Origin of the sequence: Streptomyces sp. NBC_00988, from assembly GCF_045162645.1 — a bacterium.
GTDB lineage: Bacteria > Actinomycetota > Actinomycetes > Streptomycetales > Streptomycetaceae > Streptomyces.
This window is the reverse complement of record NZ_CP108730.1, coordinates 10590350-10607195: the sequence shown is the minus strand read 5'-3', so window position 1 is coordinate 10607195 and position 16846 is coordinate 10590350. Positions and strand designations below refer to the sequence as shown.

The window sequence follows — 16846 nt, the reverse complement described above, 5'->3', positions numbered from 1 at the left end:
CGGCTCCTATGCATTCGCTGTGCGAAGTTGCCCTGCGAACCGTGATGTTAGGAACCGCCGCTGGTGGGGACTACCCGTCGATCATTGCGTTCATAGTGTTCGCCCGTCCTGCGACGGGGTGACGGTGACGAGTTGGTGTTTCATCAGGGGCTGGTCGCTCTGTCTGCTGTAGTCGTCGAGCCCGCAGAGGATGTTGAGTTCGGGCATGTAGCCCGCGACGCTGGCGGGCGGGATGTCGTAGGCGATGACGCGGTAGCCGTAGACCGACCGGGTGCTGCCGTCGCGTGCGTGGCTCGTGATGTCGATCAGGTCGAACTCGGCCAGGCCCCGCTCGGCCATGTCCTTGGAGTTCATGAAGAGCAGGGTGCGCAGGTTCTTGACCCCGCGGTAGCGGTCGTCGTCGGAGTACACGGTGGTGTTCCACTGGTCGTGCGAGCGCATCGTGGAGAGGACGAGCATGCCCTGGGGCGGGGTCACGTCGGGGAGTTCGCTCGGGTGGAACTCGGCGCGGCCGGAGGCGGTGTGGAACTCACGCTCGCGGGCGGGCTGGGTGATGCGGAAGCCGAGCGGTTCACGCACCCGGCGGTTGAAGTCCTCGAAGCCCGGGAGGACTTGGGCCATGGTGTCGCGGATCCGGTCGTAGTCCTCGACGTACCACTCCCACGGCGTGTTCGAGTCCGGCAGCGTCGCCCGTGCCATCCCGGCCACGATCGCGCACTCCGACCTGAGGGTCTCGGCGGGTGGCTTGCGCATGCCGAAGGACAGATGCACCTCGCTCATCGCGTCCTCGACGCTCACGCCCTGCTCCCCCGTCGCCCGGGTGTCCTTCTCGGTGCGTCCCAGGCACGGGAGGATGAGCGCCCTGCGGCCGTGGACGAGGTGGCTGCGGTTGAGTTTGGTGCTCACCTGCACGGTCAGTTCGGTGGTGCGCAGCGCCGCCGTGGTCGCGTCGGTGTCGGGGGCGGCGAGGACGAAGTTGCCGCCCATCGCGACGAACACCTTCACCCGGCCGTCCCGCATCGCCTTGATGGTGCCGACGGTGTCCAGCCCGTGTTCACGGGGCGCGGAGATCCCGCAGACCTCGTCGAGCGCGTCGAGGAACGCGGGCGCGGGGCGGTGGTCGATGCCGCAGGTGCGGTTGCCCTGGACGTTGCTGTGGCCGCGCACCGGCGAGGGTCCGGCTCCTTCGCGGCCGAGGTTACCCCGCAGCATCAGCAGGTTCACGATCTCGCGGACGGTGTCCACCCCGTGGTCCTGCTGGGTGACGCCGAGGCACCAGGAGATGACGGTGCGGTCGGCGGCCATGTAGCGGTCGGCGACCTCGCGGATCTCGCCCTCGCTCACCCCGGACTGCCGCACCAGCTCGGCCCAGTCGGTGGCGCGCACCAGGTCGCGGTACGAGGCGAAGCCCGCAGTGTGGCGTTCGATGAAGTCGACGTCGAGCACCGCCGGGTTCTCCTCGGCCCGCTCGAACACGGCTTTGGCGACCCCCCGCAGCAGGGCAAGGTCGCCGCCGATGCCGACCTGCACGTTCTGGTCGCCGGTCGCGGTGGAGTGGAAGGCGGCCATCGCGGCGAACTCGTGCGGCACGATCGTCCGTCGCGCCCCGGCCTCGACGAGCGGGTTGACGTGGACGATCTGAGCGCCGCGCCGGTGTGCCTTGGCGAGCGTGGTGAGCATGCGCGGGGCGTTGGACGCCGCGTTCACGCCCATGACGAACAGCAGGTCGGCCGCGTCCCAGTCGGCGATGTCGCACGTGCCCTTGCCGGTACCCAGCGCGGCCTGCAGGGCACGGCCAGAGGCCTCGTGGCACATGTTGGAGCAGTCCGGCAGGTTGTTGGTGCCGAACTCGCGCACCCACAGCTGGTAGAGGAACGTCGCCTCGTTGTTGAGCCGGCCGGAGGTGTAGAAAGCGGCCTGGTCGGGGCTGTCCAGGCCGCGCAGCGTCCGCCCGACCAGCGCGAACGCGTCCGGCCAGGAGATCGGGACGTACTTGTCCGTGGCCTCGTCGTACACCATCGGCTCGGTCAGCCGACCCTGGTCCTCCAGCGCGTAGTCCGGCCAGTCGGCCAGTTCGCTGACCGTGTGCACGGCGAAGAACTCCCGGCCGGCCATCTTCCGGGTCATCTCCCAGGTGACGTGCTTGATCCCGTTCTCGCAGATGTCCAGGTGCAAGCCCTTGCGGTCGTCGGGCCACGCGCACCCCGGGCAGTCGAACCCGCCGTTCTCGTGGTTCATCTTCACGATCGCCAGCGGCCCGCTGACCGGCTCGCGGGTCCTGGCGAGGACCCGCGTCACACTGCGCGCCGCACCCCACCCAGCCGAGGGTGCCGTGTCGTCCTCCTGCGAGATGTCACCGGGTCGATTGGGCCCCCGGCCGCGTGCCGCGCCCCCCGGCGCCCCGCGCCCCAAGTCGTCGCCGGGACGGCCTTCGGAATCCGAGCGGTCCATGGTGGTGCCCTTCGCTGTCACGACTCCGGTCGTCAGATACGCGCGCTGACGCTTCCCACACCTGTCCGGTATGACCAGATTTTACAGCCCGGGGCGACCGACGCACATGGCGAAGACCGGGCAGACGGACCGGGCAGACGACGAGACCCGCCCCGTAGTGACACGGGCCGGGATCGACGGGCGGCAGGCCCAAGTGATGGTGCGCGCTCGCAGCGGACAGCGGCGGCGAACCGGTGTGACGCGCAAGGGATTTCGGGGCTGAAGGCTCACGGGGAATGGCTGCTGAAGTACCTGCTCCTGACGCGGCCGTGCCCCGACGGTAGGACCGGATCCCGGGTTCGTTGCGCGCGCCCGTCGACCGTGCTTGGCTCGCCCGATGAACTTTCTGCTGACGGCGAGTGGTCTGCGCAACGAGACGTTGCGGGATGCGCTGCGGGACATGCTGGGCAAGCCGTTCGGATCGGCGAACGTCGTGTACGTTCCCACGGCGTCGGTCGCCGAGCCAGGTGACCACGGGTGGTTCGTCGCGGACATGAACCGGCTGCACGGCCTCGGCTGGCGGGAGTTCGACGTCCTGGAGCTGAACGGCCTGCCCCGGCAGATGGTGCTCGACCGGCTGCTGCACGCCGACGTCATCTACGTCGAGGGCGGCAACCACTACCACCTCGCGCGCAGCATCACCGGCAACGGCCTGGCCGACGGCTTCCTGGAGGCGCTGGCGAACCGGGTCTATGTCGGGGTCAGCGCCGGATCGATGATCTTCAGCCGCAATCTCACCGCACACTCCGCCGACGTCATCGGGGACACCGCGGACCTCCACGTACTCGGCGCGACGACCGTGGAGCCGCCGTTCGGCCTCTTCGACTGGTACCTCAAACCCCACCTGTACTCGCCGAACTTCCCCGAGCGGGACGACGCCTGGGCCGATCGCATCACCGCGCGGGCGGACTTCCCGATCTACTTCATCGACGACGACACGGCCGTCCGCGTCAGGGACGGCAAGGTGGATGTCATCTCTGAAGGCCGGTGGCGGTTCCATCCGTGACCGCGATCAGCGATCAGCGACTGGGGGCTGGGGGCTGGGGGCTGGAGACTAGGGACCACCAGGAAGCCGTTGGTCCGTACCGTCAGCCGGTCGCCCGCGCCGAGGTGACCGCCGCGCGGGCCGCGCTCTCGACCGCCGCTATGCCGCCCGCCATCGTCGCGTTGCCGTCGGAGAGCACCGCGACGAGGTAGTGATGCGTTCCCGACGTGACCCGTCCGACGCTGTTGATGTCCCACAGACCGGTGGTGCTGCGCTGCAGCCAGCCGTTCTTGAGCGCCCATCCGGCGCCGGAGTCGGAGGCCGCCGAGACGCCCCACGACTGTCCGGCGGCGATACGGGTCATCAGCGTGCGGATGTAGCCCTGGGACGCCGTGGTCAGGCCGGACCCGCTCGCGGAGGACGTCCCGCCGTCGGCGAACACCGCGCTCAACAGGCGGATCTGGTCACTCACCGTGGTGCGCGTGAGCCCCCACAGGCCGCCGGCCCCGCCCACGGTCGAGGACAGACCGAGCCGCTTGTTCACCGCCTCCAGGCCGGGCGCCAGGCCGATCTCCCGCCAGAGTGCGTTCGCCGCGTCGTTGTCGCTGTGCTCGATCATCGCCTCGGCCAGGGTGCGCTCCTGCTTGGTGAGGCCACGACCGGCGTCCTGCGCCTGGACGAGCAACGCGGACAGGATGTCGACCTTGACGATGCTGGCCGTGTCGTAGGGGACGTCCTTCCCGCGCACCTGCGCCGCCCGGGCCGGGTGGTCCAGATCCAGCACGGCGGTCGTCACACGTGCCTGCGTGGTGACGGCTGCGGAGGCTGGACCGACCACGCCGACCGCGAGGAGGGTGGCCATGGATCCGGTGAGCAGCGCCACGCAGAGGCCGGCACGCCTGCCGCGCCGGCCGGGCGTGGTCTCGCTCTGCGTGGTCGGTCGGCGATTCGGGCGGAACGGCATGAGGCCTCGGCTGGTTCGGGGGCGGGGAACAGACCTGCGAACGTAGGCGAGGCGACGGTTCCGTGACGTGACCGGTGCCACGAAATGGAACCAACAGCGCGATTTGTGAGGATAGACACAGCTTCATGCACCATCGTCCCTGGCGGGCTCGCACCCCTGCCGGGCCGCCGCAGGTTGGGAGGCGGGGCGCACCGTGAGCGGGTCGTCACTCAAGGCGTCGCGCAGTTCAGGTCCCGTTGGCTGAGTCGAAAGCTCGCCATGATCTCCTGGCGTTCCGCACGGGCTGTCTCGCGGGAGGACTGACGCATGGAGTTGCGCAGCGTCGAGGAGCTGATGGATCTGCTGTACGCGTGTCGGGGCGCCTGGGACACCCCCGACCGGCGCGGCGATCCGGTCGATCTGCACGACCACGCACTGCAGACGGCCGCGCTGCTGCGCCGAAGTCGTCCCGCCGACAAGGAACTTCAGGTCGCCGGCCTGGTCCACGACATCGGGCACCTGTTGCAGCCCGGCGACGACGCAGGGCACGCGGACCACGCTGCGGACGCCGTCCGCGCCCTGCTCGGCGAACGGGTCGCCCATCTAGTCCGCCTACACGTACCCGCGAAGCGCTATCTGGCGACCTCCTCCCCCGGCCGCGACCTGTCCGCACAGAGCGCACTGACCCTGCGCACACAGGGCGGCCCCATGTCCCCCGCCGAGGCCGCCGCCTTCGAGCGCGACCCGCTCGCCGACGACGCGATCACCCTGCGCCAGGCCGACGACGCGGCCAAGGTCGTCGGCCTCGACGCCGGGGTCCTGGAGGACTGGCGCACGGTACTGGGCATCGTCGCCGCACGAAACTCACGGATCCCCAACTCCCGCCTGGGGGCTGTCGACTGACGATCCGTCATGAGATCGTACGGCGATGACGTCGTCGTCGTACGATCTGCGGGACCGGGCCGCTCTGATCACCGGGGGCACGCGCGGGATCGGGCGCGCGGTCGCCGAGGCGTTCGCCGGGGCCGGGGCGCGGGTGTGCGTGAGCGCGCGTGACGCCGACGAAGTGCGCCGCACCGCCGAGGAGTTGGGCGGTGTCGGTCTGGCCGGGGACGTCGCCGACCCGGAACACCTGCGCGAGCTGACCGAGTTGGCGCTGCGCGCGTTCGGGCGGATCGACGTGGTCGTCAACAACGCGGCGACGAACCAGCCGTACGGCCCGCTCATGGACGCCGATCCGGACGCGTGGCGGACGGCGTTCACCGTGAACGTCGAGGCGCCGCTGCGGTTGGTGCAGTGTGCGTGGCGGGCGTGGATGCGGGAGCACGGGGGCGCGGTGGTCAACGTGTGCACGGAGGGCGCCGGGCACGTCGGGCCGAACGTGGGCGCGTACGGCACCAGCAAGGCGGCCCTGATGCATTTGACCGCACAGCTCGCCGGCGAACTCGCGCCGAGGGTGCGGGTCAACTCCGTCTCCCCCGGGCTCGTCCGCACCGACATGGCACGGTTCGTGTGGGAGCCCGGTGAGGCGGAGGTCGCCGCCGGGCTGCCGCTCGGCCGGATCGGGGAACCGGCCGACATCGCACGGGCCGTGCTGTGGCTGGCCTCCGACCAGGCCGAGTGGATCACCGGGGCGGATCTGCTGGTGGACGGCGGGACCCGGGTGCGGGCGGCGTACTCGTCGGGCGGGTACGCCGTCCATGACCGGCTGAGGTCGGCCGCGCCGCCTCAGCCCTCGTGACGACGGAGGCCGGTCACCACTTGCCCGGCGCGTAGTCCTTCAGGAAGACGCCGTACAGGTCCTCGCCCTGTTCGCCGAGGACGATCGGGTCGTAGACGCGGGCGGCTCCGTCGACCAGGTCGAGCGGGGCGTGGAAGCCCTCCTCGGCGAGGCGGAGCTTGTCGTAGTGGGGGCGTTCGTCGGTGATCCAGCCGGTGTCGACGGAGGTCATGAGGATGCCGTCGGTCTGGAACATCTCCTGGCCGCTGGTGCGGGTCACCATGTTCATCGCGGCCTTGGCTGCGTTGGTGTTGGGGTGCCCGGCGCCCTTGTAGCCGCGGCCGAAGACGCCTTCCATCGCGGAGACGTTGACGATGTACGCGCGTCCGCTCCTCGCGGCCTTGGCGGCGGCGGCCATGGCCGGGCGGAGCTTGCTGATGAGGATGAACGGGGCTGTGTAGTTGCAGAGTTGGGTTTCGAGAAGCTCCACCGGGGAGATCTGCTCGATGGTCTGCACCCAGGTGTTGGTGTCGACGACGTCGGGGACGAGGCCGCCGGCGTCGATCGCGGTGCCGTCGAGGTGGCGGGCGACGCTGGCGTTGCCCGCGACCAGGGCGAGGTCGGCGACCTGCTGGGCGTCGAGGCCGCTGATGCCGACGGGCAGCGCGGCGAGGCCGTCGACCGCGCCGGAGCCGAAGGCGCCGATGACGTGGTGGGCGGGGAGCTCACCGGCGGGCAGCGGGGCGCTCTCGCCGTCGACGAGTGCGGCGTAGGCGGACGGCAGGCGGCGTACGGTCTGGGTCGCGTTGTTGATCAGGATGTCGAGGGGGCCGGCCTCGGCGAGTTGGTCGGCGAGGGCCACGACCTGAGCCGGGTCGCGCAGGTCGGTGCCGACGACCTCCAGGCGGTGCAGCCAGTCCGCCGAGTCGTCCATCGCCTTGAAGCGGCGGATGGCGTCCTTCGGGAAGCGCGTGGTGATCGTCGTGTGGGCGCCGTCGCGCAGCAGCCTCAGCGCGATGTACATGCCGATCTTGGCGCGGCCGCCGGTGAGCAGGGCGCGCTTGCCGGTGAGGTCGGCGTGGTCGTCGCGCTTCTCGCGGTTCAGGCGGGCACAGTCGGGACAGAGCTGGTGGTAGAAGTAGTCGACTTCCACGTACCGGGTCTTGCAGGTGTAGCAGGAGCGCGGGCGCTGCAGTATCCCGGCGATCCGGCCCTCCTCCGTCACCGACGACGGGAGGAGGCCCTCGGTCTCGTCGTCGATGCGCTGGGCGGAGCCGGTCGCGGTGGACTCGGTGACGGCCTTGTCGTGCGCGGTCTTCGCGGCCCGGCGCTCCTTGCGGCGGCGCTGCTTGACGCTGCGGTAGATGCCCGCGGTGGCGCGGCGGACGGTGATCGCGTCGGGGTGGTCGACGTCGATCTTCTCCAGTTCGTCGAGCACGCTGAGGCAGACGGCCAGCCGCTCGGGGTCGATGCCGGGCCCGTACACGACCTCGTCCGGGGTCGTGGAGCCGTCCTCTGTCACCGTCATCGCGCTGCCGTTTCCTTGGGTCATCCGCGGCGGCGCTCCGATCGCGCACACCGTCGAACCGGGAATTTTACGGAGCGCCGGGCCGCAGCACCAAACCCGCTCCAGGTCACGACCCGCAGGCGGTGATGAGCGTCTCCACCTCCTCGGAGAGCGCACGGGCGAACACATCAAGATCGGGTACGGCTTCCGCGTCGGCGACAAGGCCGTAGTGGACCTGCCCGCGGTACGTCGAGACGGCGACCGCCAGGGACTGACCGCGGGCCAGCGGGGCGAACGGGAAGACCGCGGTGACCGGGTTGCCGCCGAGCTTGAGGCCGATGCCGGGCAGCGGGACGCTGGTGACGAGGATGTCGAACCAGAGCCGGGCGGCCTGGGCGGCGAGGGGTCCGCCGAGGCGGTGGCCGAGCGCGGGGACGTGGTCGGCGAGCAGGGCGACGGCGCCCGCGCCCCGGTTGGGGCCCGCGTCCTTGTTGCGGTCCATGGCGGCGCGCACGGAGTCGAGCCGGGCGAGGGGGTCCGGGTCGTCGACGGGCAGCCGTATCAGATAGCCGGAGAGCCGGTTGCCCTGTGGCTGTGCGGAGCGCGGGCGGCGTTTGGAGACGGGGATCAGGGCGCGGGGCGAGACGCCCTCGCTGCCGTCGCCGCGTTCGTCGAGCCAGCTGCGCAGGGCGCCCGCGACGACCGCGATGAGCACGTCGTTGACGGTGCCGCCGACCGTCTTGCGGATGCGGTGCACGTCGTCGAGGTCGACGACGACTCCGGCGGTACGGCGGGTGCCGGAGGGCTCGGAGGTCAGCGCCGACGACGAGCGGACGTCCAGGGTGGAGCGGGCGACGGACGCCCCGATGTCGAGGGCCCGGCCCACGTCGGACAGGGCGCCGCGGACCAGTCCGGGCAGCTTGCGCACGTCGGGGATCAGGCCGCGCGCGGGTTCCGCGCGGCGCGGGCGGCGCTCGGGCATGTCCATCGGGTCGAGGATGGCGGCGGCGAGGGCCAGGGCCCGCAGTCCGTCGGCCAGGGCGTGGTGGAACTTGAACAGCACCGCGAACGAGACGCCGTCCTCGCCGGGCAGCACATGCGCTTCCCACGGCGGACGGCCGCGCTCCAGCGGGCGTTCCATGAGCCGGCCCGCGTCCGCCTGGAAGTCGGCGGTCGGGGCGTGCAGGCGCACGTGGTGCAGCGGGTCGAAGTCGGGGTCGGTCTCGCGGGTCGCGCTGCCGAAGGACAGGGACAGCGGCTGCCACACGTCCCGGATGCGCATCCGCAGCCCGGGGACGGCGGCGGCACGGGCGGCGAGGAGGTCGGCGGCGTGGGCTCCCGCGGTCGGCGAGTGGGCCGAGAAGACGCCGAGTGCGCCCAGGTGCATCGGGTTCCGGTCGGACTCGATGTTCCAGAACGCAAGGTCGAGAGGAGCGAGCAGGTCAGAAGTCAATTGCTTGCCTCGCGTCGACTAGGGGTGAGCCAGCAGTCAAGCGGTGACAAGCGATTACGGTCAAGTACGATCAAGCTACGCACAGTTAACAGCAGATTACATCCAGCCCCGGTCCCACCCCTCTGGGAGGGGTGGGACTCTAGAGGCACACGGGATCACTTCAGTGCAGGTGGCGCCGCCTGGGGTGATGTACCCCACTCCGACGGGTGCGGGCCGACCGTGAAGTCGAGCGACCGTACGGAGCGGAGATCGCCGGTCGTCAGGTACGTCCGCTCGTACGACGTCCCGTCCGTCCGGGCCGCCTGGATGTAGCGGTCGGCGGCGGAGGTGCCGGGCGCCTTGATGGTCAGGGCTCCGTGCGAGTAGTAGCGGCGGTCCAGGGTCAGGTCGACCCGGTCGAACACGGGCGTGGACAGGCCCCAGGTGTCGTAGCCGGGCTGGACCGGGAAGATCCCGATCGACGACAGGACGTTCCAGGCGGACATCGTGCCGAGGTCGTCGTTGCCGGTCATGCCGGTCGGGCCGTCCGTGAAGAGGGTCAGCGCGGCATGGACGACGTCGGTGGTCTTCCACGGCTGGCCGGTCGAGAGGTAGGTGTACGGGGCGATCAGGTCGGGCTCGTTCTGGGGGTTGTACTTGTCGGCGTTGTAGTAGTCGTACGGCCCGTTGACCCACACCTCGCGGGCGGTCTTCGCCGGGTCGGCCAGCAGCTGGTCGTAGGCGAAGAAGGAGTCGAGCCGGTCGTTGGCCGCCTGCCGGCCGCCGATGAGGTCGACCATGCCGGGCAGGTCCTGTGGCACCAGCCACTGGTACTGCCACGACGTGCCCTCGTGGAAGCCCTCGCTCTGCGCAGGATCAGCAGGACCGACGAAGGCGCCGGAGGCGTCACGGGCGCGGAAGAAGCCGGTCGAGGGGTCGAAGATGTTGCGGTAGCTCTGGGCGCGGGCCGCATAGCGCGCGGCGTCGGCGCCGTGCCCGAGGTCGCGGGCCATCTGCGCGAGCATCGCGTCCGAGAGGGCGTACTCCAGGGTGGCCGAGGCCCCGTGGTCGTAGTCGGAGTCGCCGGGCTTCGCGTGCGGGCGGTCCTTGATGTACGGCGCGAACCCGTTCGCGAGGTACTCCTTGTTCGCCTCCCGGCCCACGGCCGCCGAATCGGTGGGCGGTACGCCGTCTGCGTTCTGCTTCAACGCCCGGTAGGCGCGCTCCTCGTAGCCCTTCAACAGGCCTTGCTGGTAGGCGTTGGTGAGGAACGGGGTGACCGGGTCGCCGGTCATGATGTTCGTCTCGACCGTGCCATAGCCCCACTTGGGCAGCCAGCCGCTCTCCTCGTCGATCTTGATCACCGAGATCGCCATGTCGCGGGCCTCGCGGGGTGCGAGCAGGGCGAGGAGTTGGGACTGCGTGCGGTAGGTGTCCCACAGGGACCAGTTCTGGTAGTACGTAAAGTCCCTTGCCCGGTGGACCTGTTGGTCCCAGCCGGTGTAGCGACCGTCGGCATCGCTGCCGATGTTGGGCGCGAGGAAGGACCGGTACAGGGACGAGTAGAAGGTCCGGCGCAGGCTGTCGGAACCCCCCTGCGCGCGGACGCCGTCGAGCCGGTCCTCCCAGGCCCGTTGGGCGCGGTGGCGTACCGCGTCGAACGAACTCCCGCCCTCCGCACGGAGGTTGACGGCCGCGCCGTGCGCGTCGACGTACGAGAGGGCCGTGGTCGCCTCGACCGTACGGTCCTTGCTCGTGTCGAAGCGGACGTACGCGCCGCCGCTGCCGGTCCTCGAACCGGCGGTCACCGTTGGACCGTTCCACGTGCCGTACGTGGTGAAGGGCCGGTCGAAGTGGGTGACCGTGTAGACGGTGTACGGCTTGGTGTCCTGGCAGAAGCCGCGGCCGGTGATGGAGGTGCGAACCGTCCGGTTGTCGAGGACCTCCACCTTCGAGGTGACCCCGGAGTGGAGCGACTGGGCCGCGTTCAGCAGGACGTTGGCCTTGTCCGTGGCCGGGAAGGTGTAGCGCTGGACGCCGGTGCGCGCGGTCGCCGTCAGTTCGGCCTCGATGCCGGATTTCAGGCCGACTTGGTAGTAGCCGGGGCTCGCGTGCTCGTCGTCGTGGCTGAACTCGGCCGCGTACTGGGCGTAGTCCGTCTGCGTCACGTCACCGGTCGTCGGCAGTACGGGCAGGTCCCCGCCCAGGCCGCAGCCGACGCCGGAGAGGTGCACGAGGGAGAAGCCGCGGATGTGGTTCTGAGAGTAGTCGTATCCGGTGTTGTGCCCGGTGTCCGGCGAGAACTGCACCATGCCGAAGGGCACGGCGGCGCCGGGATAGGTGTTCCCGTCGTTCTCGGTACCGATGAATGGGTTGACCAGATCGGTGAGTTGACCAAGAGCAGAGGCTTCGGCTGTGCCGGGGACGGCGAACAGCGCGGACGCTGCCACCGCCCCCGCCACGCACAGGCGCAGGCGCCGGGTCCATCTCATGCGGGTGGGCCTCCAGTTGACGAAAGGGGTCAGGCGGTGGGGCAGTTCGCGGGCGTAGCCTGCGAGGCGTCACGGATCAGGGCCTGCTGAGCGGCCTTCACCCGCTGTACGTCGGGCTTGAGCACCCGCCGGTCGTAGGTCATCAGGCCGTTCAACTCGCCCTCGACATCGGATATCTGGGTGTAGACCGCCCCGTTGCTGCCCTGGCAGGTCAGGGCGTGCACCTCGGCGAGCTTGGCGAGGTAGTCGTCGGTGTAGGCCGCCGGATCGACGTCGACGTACGACTGCTGGACCGACCAGGCGTGGCCCGGCACCGCGAGCCCGAGACCGCCGTACTCCCCGCTGACCAGGGCGCGTTGACCGTCCGGATGCGGTGGCAGGGCGGGGCTGGGATAGCCGTGTTCGTCGATGATGTCGCCGGTGCCGCCGTCGACGCCGAGGTTGATGCCGGACATGCTGTTGACGAGCCGGGTCGGGTCCCAGGCCTTCGCCTGGTCGGCGATCCGGGCCTCGTCGTACTGGCCCCAACCCTCGTTGAACGTCACCCACATGACGACCGACGGGCTGCTGATGTGCTCGTCGATCATCTGCTTCATCTCGCGCTCGTACTCGGCGCGTGCGGCGGCCGACGGGTTCACCCCGGCGGTCATCGCGGGCATGTCCTGCCACACCATGAGGCCCAGCCTGTCGGCCCAGTAGAACCAGCGGTCGGGCTCGACCTTGATGTGCTTGCGCACGGCGTTGAAGCCCAACTCCTTGTGGATCCTGAGGTCATGGGCGAGCGCCTCGTCGGTCGGGGCGGTGTAGAGACCGTCGGGCCAGAAGCCCTGGTCGAGGGTGGCCATCATGAAGATCGGCTTGCCGTTGAGGACCGTGCGCGGGACGCCGTTCACCTTCTCCACGGCGATCGAGCGCATCCCGAAGTAGCTGCCGACGTGGTCCTTGCCGACGGTGACCTTCAGGTCGTAGAGGAACGGGTCGTCGGGTGACCAGAGACGGGGGTTCTTGACGGTCAGGGTGAGTGGGCTGCCGGTGCGGCCGTGCACGGTGGCGACCTGCCGCTTTCCGTCGTACGCCGTCGCCGTGATCGGTACGCCGTCCCGAACTCCCTTTGCCTCGACGGTGAGTTGGCTCTTGGCGACGTCGGGGGTGAGCTTGAGGGAGTCGACGTGGTCGGGGGCGACCGGTTCCATCCACACCGTCTGCCAGATGCCCGAGGTCGGGGTGTACCAGATGCCGCTCGGGTCGAGGCGCTGCTTGCCGACGGGCGGGTTCTCGCCGTTGGCCGCGTCGGTGGGGTCGTAGACGCCGACGATCAGCTCCTGGGTGCGGCCGGGCTTCAGTGCGTCGGTGACGTCGGCGCTGAACTTGTCGTAGCCGCCCTGGTGTTCGGTGACCTTCGTGCCGTTGACGTAGACCTCGGCCCGCCAGTCGACGGCGCCGAAGTTGAGCATCAGCCGCTTGCCCGAGCCGATCCTCCAGTCGGCGGGGACGGTGAAGGTGCGGCGGTACCACATGCGGTCCTCGTGCCGTTCCAGGCCCGAGAGCTGGGACTCGACGGGGTACGGGACGAGGATGCGCTCGGCGAGGTTCCTGCCGACCGGCGGCTGCTCCCCCGCGGTGGCTGCGGCGAACTGCCAACTCCCGTTCAGGTTGCGCCAGTCGGTGCGGGTGAGCTGGGGGCGCGGGTACTCGGGCAGGGCGTTGTGCGGGCCCACCTGGTCGGCCCACTGGGTGCGCAGTTCGTAGGTGGAGTGGTTCGGGCCGGTGCTCCAGAAGCCGTTGATAACGTTGCCATCCGCTGACGCGAGGCCGGCTTCGCCGTCGTAGCGGATGTCCGCGGTGCCGGATGCGGTGCCCGTCTTGTTGCCTACGACGGGTTCCGTGAGCGGGATGAGCAGGGTCCGTGGGTCCGCCGGGTCCAACTTGGCATCCCCCAGGGGCCACTTGGCGCCGCCGATCACCGCTTCGAGGTGGTCGGTCAGGCCGGCCGGGGGTGCGGCGAGGGGCTGGGCGAAGTCGAGCTTCAGGGTGCGGCCGGTGCTGGTGACGGTGGCGGCGAGGGCGCCGTCGTAGTCGTAGCCGTCGGGGAGCCGGAAGGCCGACTGCGGGATGGCCACCTTGGTGCCGACGGGCTCGGTCCAGCGCACGTGGAGGTTGGAGCCGCCGTAGTGCTCGAAGTACTCGACCTTGATGTCGTAGGCCGTGCCGGCGGTCAACTCGACGGGGGCGGAGGTCTGTTCGGTGTCCCAGTCGTCGACCCAGTGGTCGATGACGAGCTGTCCGCCGATCCAGAGGCGGAAGCCGTTGTCGCCGATGACCGAGAAGGTGTGGGGGCCGGTCTTCGCCGGGACGAGCTTGCCGGTCCAGCGGACGCTGACGTCGTCGGACCGGCCGGTGGTGAAGGCGAGTCGGGGTTCGAGGTTGTCGAAGTCGAGGTTCGGGTCCACGCCGGTGGCCTTGAGGTCGGCGAAGTCGAAGGCGCCGGGGGCGGACTGGGTGTAGTACTCGCCCTTCAGGCCGTGGATCTCGACGGGGTCGTCGGCGGCGGTGGCGCTCGCGGTGGGGACGGCGGCCAGCCCGGCGATGCCGAGGGCCAGGACGAGGAGTAGCGCGAGTCGGTCTCTGAGTCGTCTGATGCGCACGGAACCTCCATAACAACGTTGTCATAGGCGGCAGTTGGCATGACAACACGGATTCCGGATTCCGTCCAGGGACATGACAAGCGCGGGTGGGGCGGGGACGGGACGGGGGCGTGGCAGGCACCCGGGCAGCGCAAAGCCCCGGTGCGGCTGAAAAGCACCGGGGCCTCAGATCGCCAAGACGAGGTGTTACGTGACCAGTTGGCCCTTCCCTAGTGCGATGACCCCGCCCTTGGAGACCGTGTACAGGTCGGCGTCGCGCTCCGGGTTGACGCCGATCGTCGCGCCCGGCGGTACCTCGACGTTCTTGTCCAGGACGGCGCCCCGGACCACCGCGCCCCGGCCGATGTGGACGTTGTCGTGCAGGATCGAGCCCTGGACGACGGCTCCGGGGTCGACCACCACGCCCGGGGAGAGCACCGAGCGCGTGACCTGGCCGCGGATGAGGCACCCGGAGCTGATGATCGACTCGCTGGCCATGCCGCCGGCGTTGAAGCGGGCCGGGGAGAGCTGGCCGGAGTGGGTGTAGATGGGCCAGTTGCGGTTGTAGAGGTTGAAGGCGGGGCGCTCTGCGATGAGGTCCATGTGGGCGTCGTAGTACGCGTCGAGCGAGCCGACGTCCCGCCAGTAGCCCTGGTCGCGGGTGGTCTCGCCGGGGACGTGGTTGGCGCTGAAGTCGTAGAGCGCGGCCTCGCCCCGCTCGGTGAGCGCGGGGAGGATCGAACCGCCCATGTCGTGCACGGAGCCGAGGTCCTCCGCGTCGCGCTGGAGAGCCTCTATCAGCGCCTTGGTGGTGAAGATGTAGTTGCCCATCGAGGCGTAGACGCACTCCGGGTCGTCCACCAGACCGGGCGGGTCGGCGGGCTTCTCCAGGAAGTTCTCCACCATCTGGCCGTCCGAGCCCGGGGTGATCACGCCGAACTGCGAGGACTCGGCGCGCGGGACGCGGATACCGGCCACGGTGACACCCGCACCGCTCTCGATGTGCTGGGCGAGCATCTGGCGCGGGTCCATGCGGTACACGTGGTCGGCGCCGAACACCGCGACGTACTCGGGGCGTTCGTCGTAGATCAGGTTCAGCGACTGCAGGATCGCGTCCGCGCTGCCGAGGTACCAGCGCGGGCCGAGGCGCTGCTGGGCCGGGACGGGTGTGACGTAGTTGCCGAGCAGGCTGGACATGCGCCAGGTGGTGGTGATGTGGCGGTCCAGCGAGTGCGACTTGTACTGCGTGAGGACGCAGATGCGCAGGATGTCGGCGTTGACGAGATTGGACAGCACGAAGTCCACGAGGCGGTACGTGCCGCCGAAGGTGACCGCGGGTTTGGCCCGGTCGGCGGTCAGGGGCATCAGCCGCTTGCCCTCACCGCCCGCCAGTACGATCCCGAGCACCGAAGGTCCGCCACGACGCATGGCCGCTCCCCTCACCCTGGTTGACCCCAGCCTGCCCCTGAGCAGCGCACACTAAGCCTGTTTGGCGATCTCCCCGTAGAGCCGCGCGGTGCGCAGCGCCACGGCGTCCCAGCCGAACTCGCCAACCGCGCGCTCCCGCCCGGCCTCGCCCATCCGTTTCGCAGTCTCCGGGTCGGCGAGCACGGAGTCGAGAGCCAGCGCCAGGTTCGCCTCGAAGTCGTCGTCGACGGACACCAGCAGCCCCGTCTCCCCATGTGCCACCACCTCCGGGATGCCCCCGACGCGCGAGGCGACCACGGCCGTACCGCAGGCCATCGCCTCCAGGTTCACGATCCCGAGGGGCTCGTACACCGAGGGGCAGGCGAACACGGTGGCGTGGGTGAGGAGCTGGATCACTTCCGGGCGCGGCAGCATCTGCGGGATCCAGTGGACGCCCGCGCGGACACTGCTCAGCTCCTGGAAGAGCTCGCGGAATTCGCGGTCGATCTCGGGGGTGTCCGGCGCGCCCGCGCACAGCACGACCTGGGCGGCCGGGTCGATGTCCCGCACGGCGCGCAGCAGATGGGGCACGCCCTTCTGGCGGGTGATCCGGCCGACGAACAGCACGTAGGGGCGGTCGGGGTCGATGCCGAGCCGGGTGAGGACGTCGGTGCCGTGGTCGGGCTGGTAGAGCGTGGTGTCGATGCCGTTGTGGACGACCTGCACCTTGGCCGGGTCCAGCGTCGGGTAGCAGGTGAGGATGTCCTCGCGCATGGCTCCCGATACGGCGATCACGCCGTCCGCGGCCTCGATCGCGGTGCGCTCGGCCCAGCTGGAGAGCGCGTATCCGCCGCCGAGCTGCTCGGCCTTCCAGGGGCGCAGCGGCTCCAGCGAGTGCGCGGTCATCACGTGCGGGATGCCGTACAGCAGCTTGGCGAAGTGGCCGGCGAGGTTGGCGTACCAGGTGTGGGAGTGGACGAGTTCACGGCCTTCGAGGGCGGCGGCCATGGAGAGGTCCACGGAGAAGGTGCGCAGGGCGTCGTTGGCGCCGTCGAGGGTGGGCCAGGAGCGGTGGCGTACGACGCCTTCGGTGCGGCCCTCGCCCCAGCAGTGCACATCCAGGTCGACCAGGGGCCTCAACTCCCGGGCGAGGAACTCCACATGGACGCCCGCGCCGCCGTACACATCCGGCGGGTACTCCCGGGTCAGCAGTCCCACTCGCACCCGAAACCCCTTGTTCTCGGCG

11 protein-coding genes are annotated in these 16846 nt (G+C 70.1%); 3 read left to right on the top strand and 8 right to left on the bottom strand.

What is annotated here, in order from left to right:
* Window positions 1-90: 90 nt before the first annotated feature.
* Entirely contained in the window at window positions 91-2451 is a 2361-nt protein-coding gene (locus OG496_RS47845) for an FdhF/YdeP family oxidoreductase (RefSeq protein ID WP_405976848.1), read from the bottom strand.
* A 376-nt stretch (window positions 2452-2827) separates the two neighbouring features.
* Between OG496_RS47845 and OG496_RS47840 the strand changes: the two genes are divergently transcribed.
* Window positions 2828-3496: a peptidase E gene (locus OG496_RS47840; RefSeq protein WP_405975360.1), complete on the top strand. Its 669-nt coding sequence runs from the start codon at window positions 2828-2830 to the stop codon at window positions 3494-3496.
* 82 nt (window positions 3497-3578) lie between these two features.
* Here OG496_RS47840 and OG496_RS47835 read toward each other — a convergent pair whose 3' ends face one another.
* Complete coding sequence (locus OG496_RS47835) at window positions 3579-4439, bottom strand: serine hydrolase (RefSeq protein ID WP_405975359.1); 861 nt, start codon at window positions 4437-4439, stop codon at window positions 3579-3581.
* Window positions 4440-4745: 306 nt separating this feature from the next.
* Here OG496_RS47835 and OG496_RS47830 point away from each other — a divergent pair, with 306 nt between their 5' ends.
* Complete coding sequence (locus tag OG496_RS47830; RefSeq protein WP_405975358.1) at window positions 4746-5321, top strand: HD domain-containing protein; 576 nt, start codon at window positions 4746-4748, stop codon at window positions 5319-5321.
* A 25-nt stretch (window positions 5322-5346) separates the two neighbouring features.
* Window positions 5347-6159 carry an SDR family oxidoreductase gene (locus OG496_RS47825; protein WP_405975357.1) on the top strand — a complete coding sequence of 271 codons (813 nt, stop codon included), beginning with the start codon at window positions 5347-5349 and terminating at the stop codon, window positions 6157-6159.
* 13 nt (window positions 6160-6172) lie between these two features.
* On the opposite strand, the gene OG496_RS47820 is transcribed toward OG496_RS47825, so the two are convergent.
* From OG496_RS47820 to glgA, 6 genes are all read right to left on the bottom strand, one after another.
* A complete protein-coding gene (locus tag OG496_RS47820; RefSeq protein WP_405975356.1) occupies window positions 6173-7666 on the bottom strand; it encodes an SDR family NAD(P)-dependent oxidoreductase in 1494 nt (497 codons plus the stop codon).
* Between the two features lie 106 nt (window positions 7667-7772).
* Window positions 7773-9098 (bottom strand): wax ester/triacylglycerol synthase family O-acyltransferase, encoded by a 1326-nt coding sequence (locus OG496_RS47815; RefSeq protein WP_405975355.1) that lies wholly within the window; start codon window positions 9096-9098, stop codon window positions 7773-7775.
* Between the two features lie 155 nt (window positions 9099-9253).
* A complete protein-coding gene (locus OG496_RS47810; RefSeq protein ID WP_405975354.1) occupies window positions 9254-11569 on the bottom strand; it encodes a GH92 family glycosyl hydrolase in 2316 nt (771 codons plus the stop codon).
* A gap of 29 nt (window positions 11570-11598) precedes the next feature.
* On the bottom strand, window positions 11599-14214 hold the full coding sequence (locus tag OG496_RS47805; RefSeq protein WP_405975353.1) for a PA14 domain-containing protein: 2616 nt from the start codon (window positions 14212-14214) through the stop codon (window positions 11599-11601).
* 186 nt (window positions 14215-14400) lie between these two features.
* On the bottom strand, window positions 14401-15621 hold the full coding sequence (glgC, locus tag OG496_RS47800; RefSeq protein WP_366491799.1) for a glucose-1-phosphate adenylyltransferase: 1221 nt from the start codon (window positions 15619-15621) through the stop codon (window positions 14401-14403).
* A gap of 51 nt (window positions 15622-15672) precedes the next feature.
* Window positions 15673-16824: a glycogen synthase gene (gene glgA, locus OG496_RS47795; RefSeq protein WP_327399599.1), complete on the bottom strand. Its 1152-nt coding sequence runs from the start codon at window positions 16822-16824 to the stop codon at window positions 15673-15675.
* Window positions 16825-16846: the final 22 nt, after the last annotated feature.

What these genes read in the sequence shown, in the direction of transcription:
- OG496_RS47845 (WP_405976848.1), bottom strand. Translation starts at nt 2,451, where the DNA reads ATGGACCGCTCGGATTCCGAAGGCCGTCCCGGCGACGACTTGGGGCGC.
- OG496_RS47840 (WP_405975360.1), top strand. Translation starts at nt 2,828, where the DNA reads ATGAACTTTCTGCTGACGGCGAGTGGTCTGCGCAACGAGACGTTGCGG.
- OG496_RS47835 (WP_405975359.1), bottom strand. Translation starts at nt 4,439, where the DNA reads ATGCCGTTCCGCCCGAATCGCCGACCGACCACGCAGAGCGAGACCACG.
- OG496_RS47830 (WP_405975358.1), top strand. Translation starts at nt 4,746, where the DNA reads ATGGAGTTGCGCAGCGTCGAGGAGCTGATGGATCTGCTGTACGCGTGT.
- OG496_RS47825 (WP_405975357.1), top strand. Translation starts at nt 5,347, where the DNA reads ATGACGTCGTCGTCGTACGATCTGCGGGACCGGGCCGCTCTGATCACC.
- OG496_RS47820 (WP_405975356.1), bottom strand. Translation starts at nt 7,666, where the DNA reads ATGACGGTGACAGAGGACGGCTCCACGACCCCGGACGAGGTCGTGTAC.
- OG496_RS47810 (WP_405975354.1), bottom strand. Translation starts at nt 11,569, where the DNA reads ATGAGATGGACCCGGCGCCTGCGCCTGTGCGTGGCGGGGGCGGTGGCA.
- glgC (WP_366491799.1), bottom strand. Translation starts at nt 15,621, where the DNA reads ATGCGTCGTGGCGGACCTTCGGTGCTCGGGATCGTACTGGCGGGCGGT.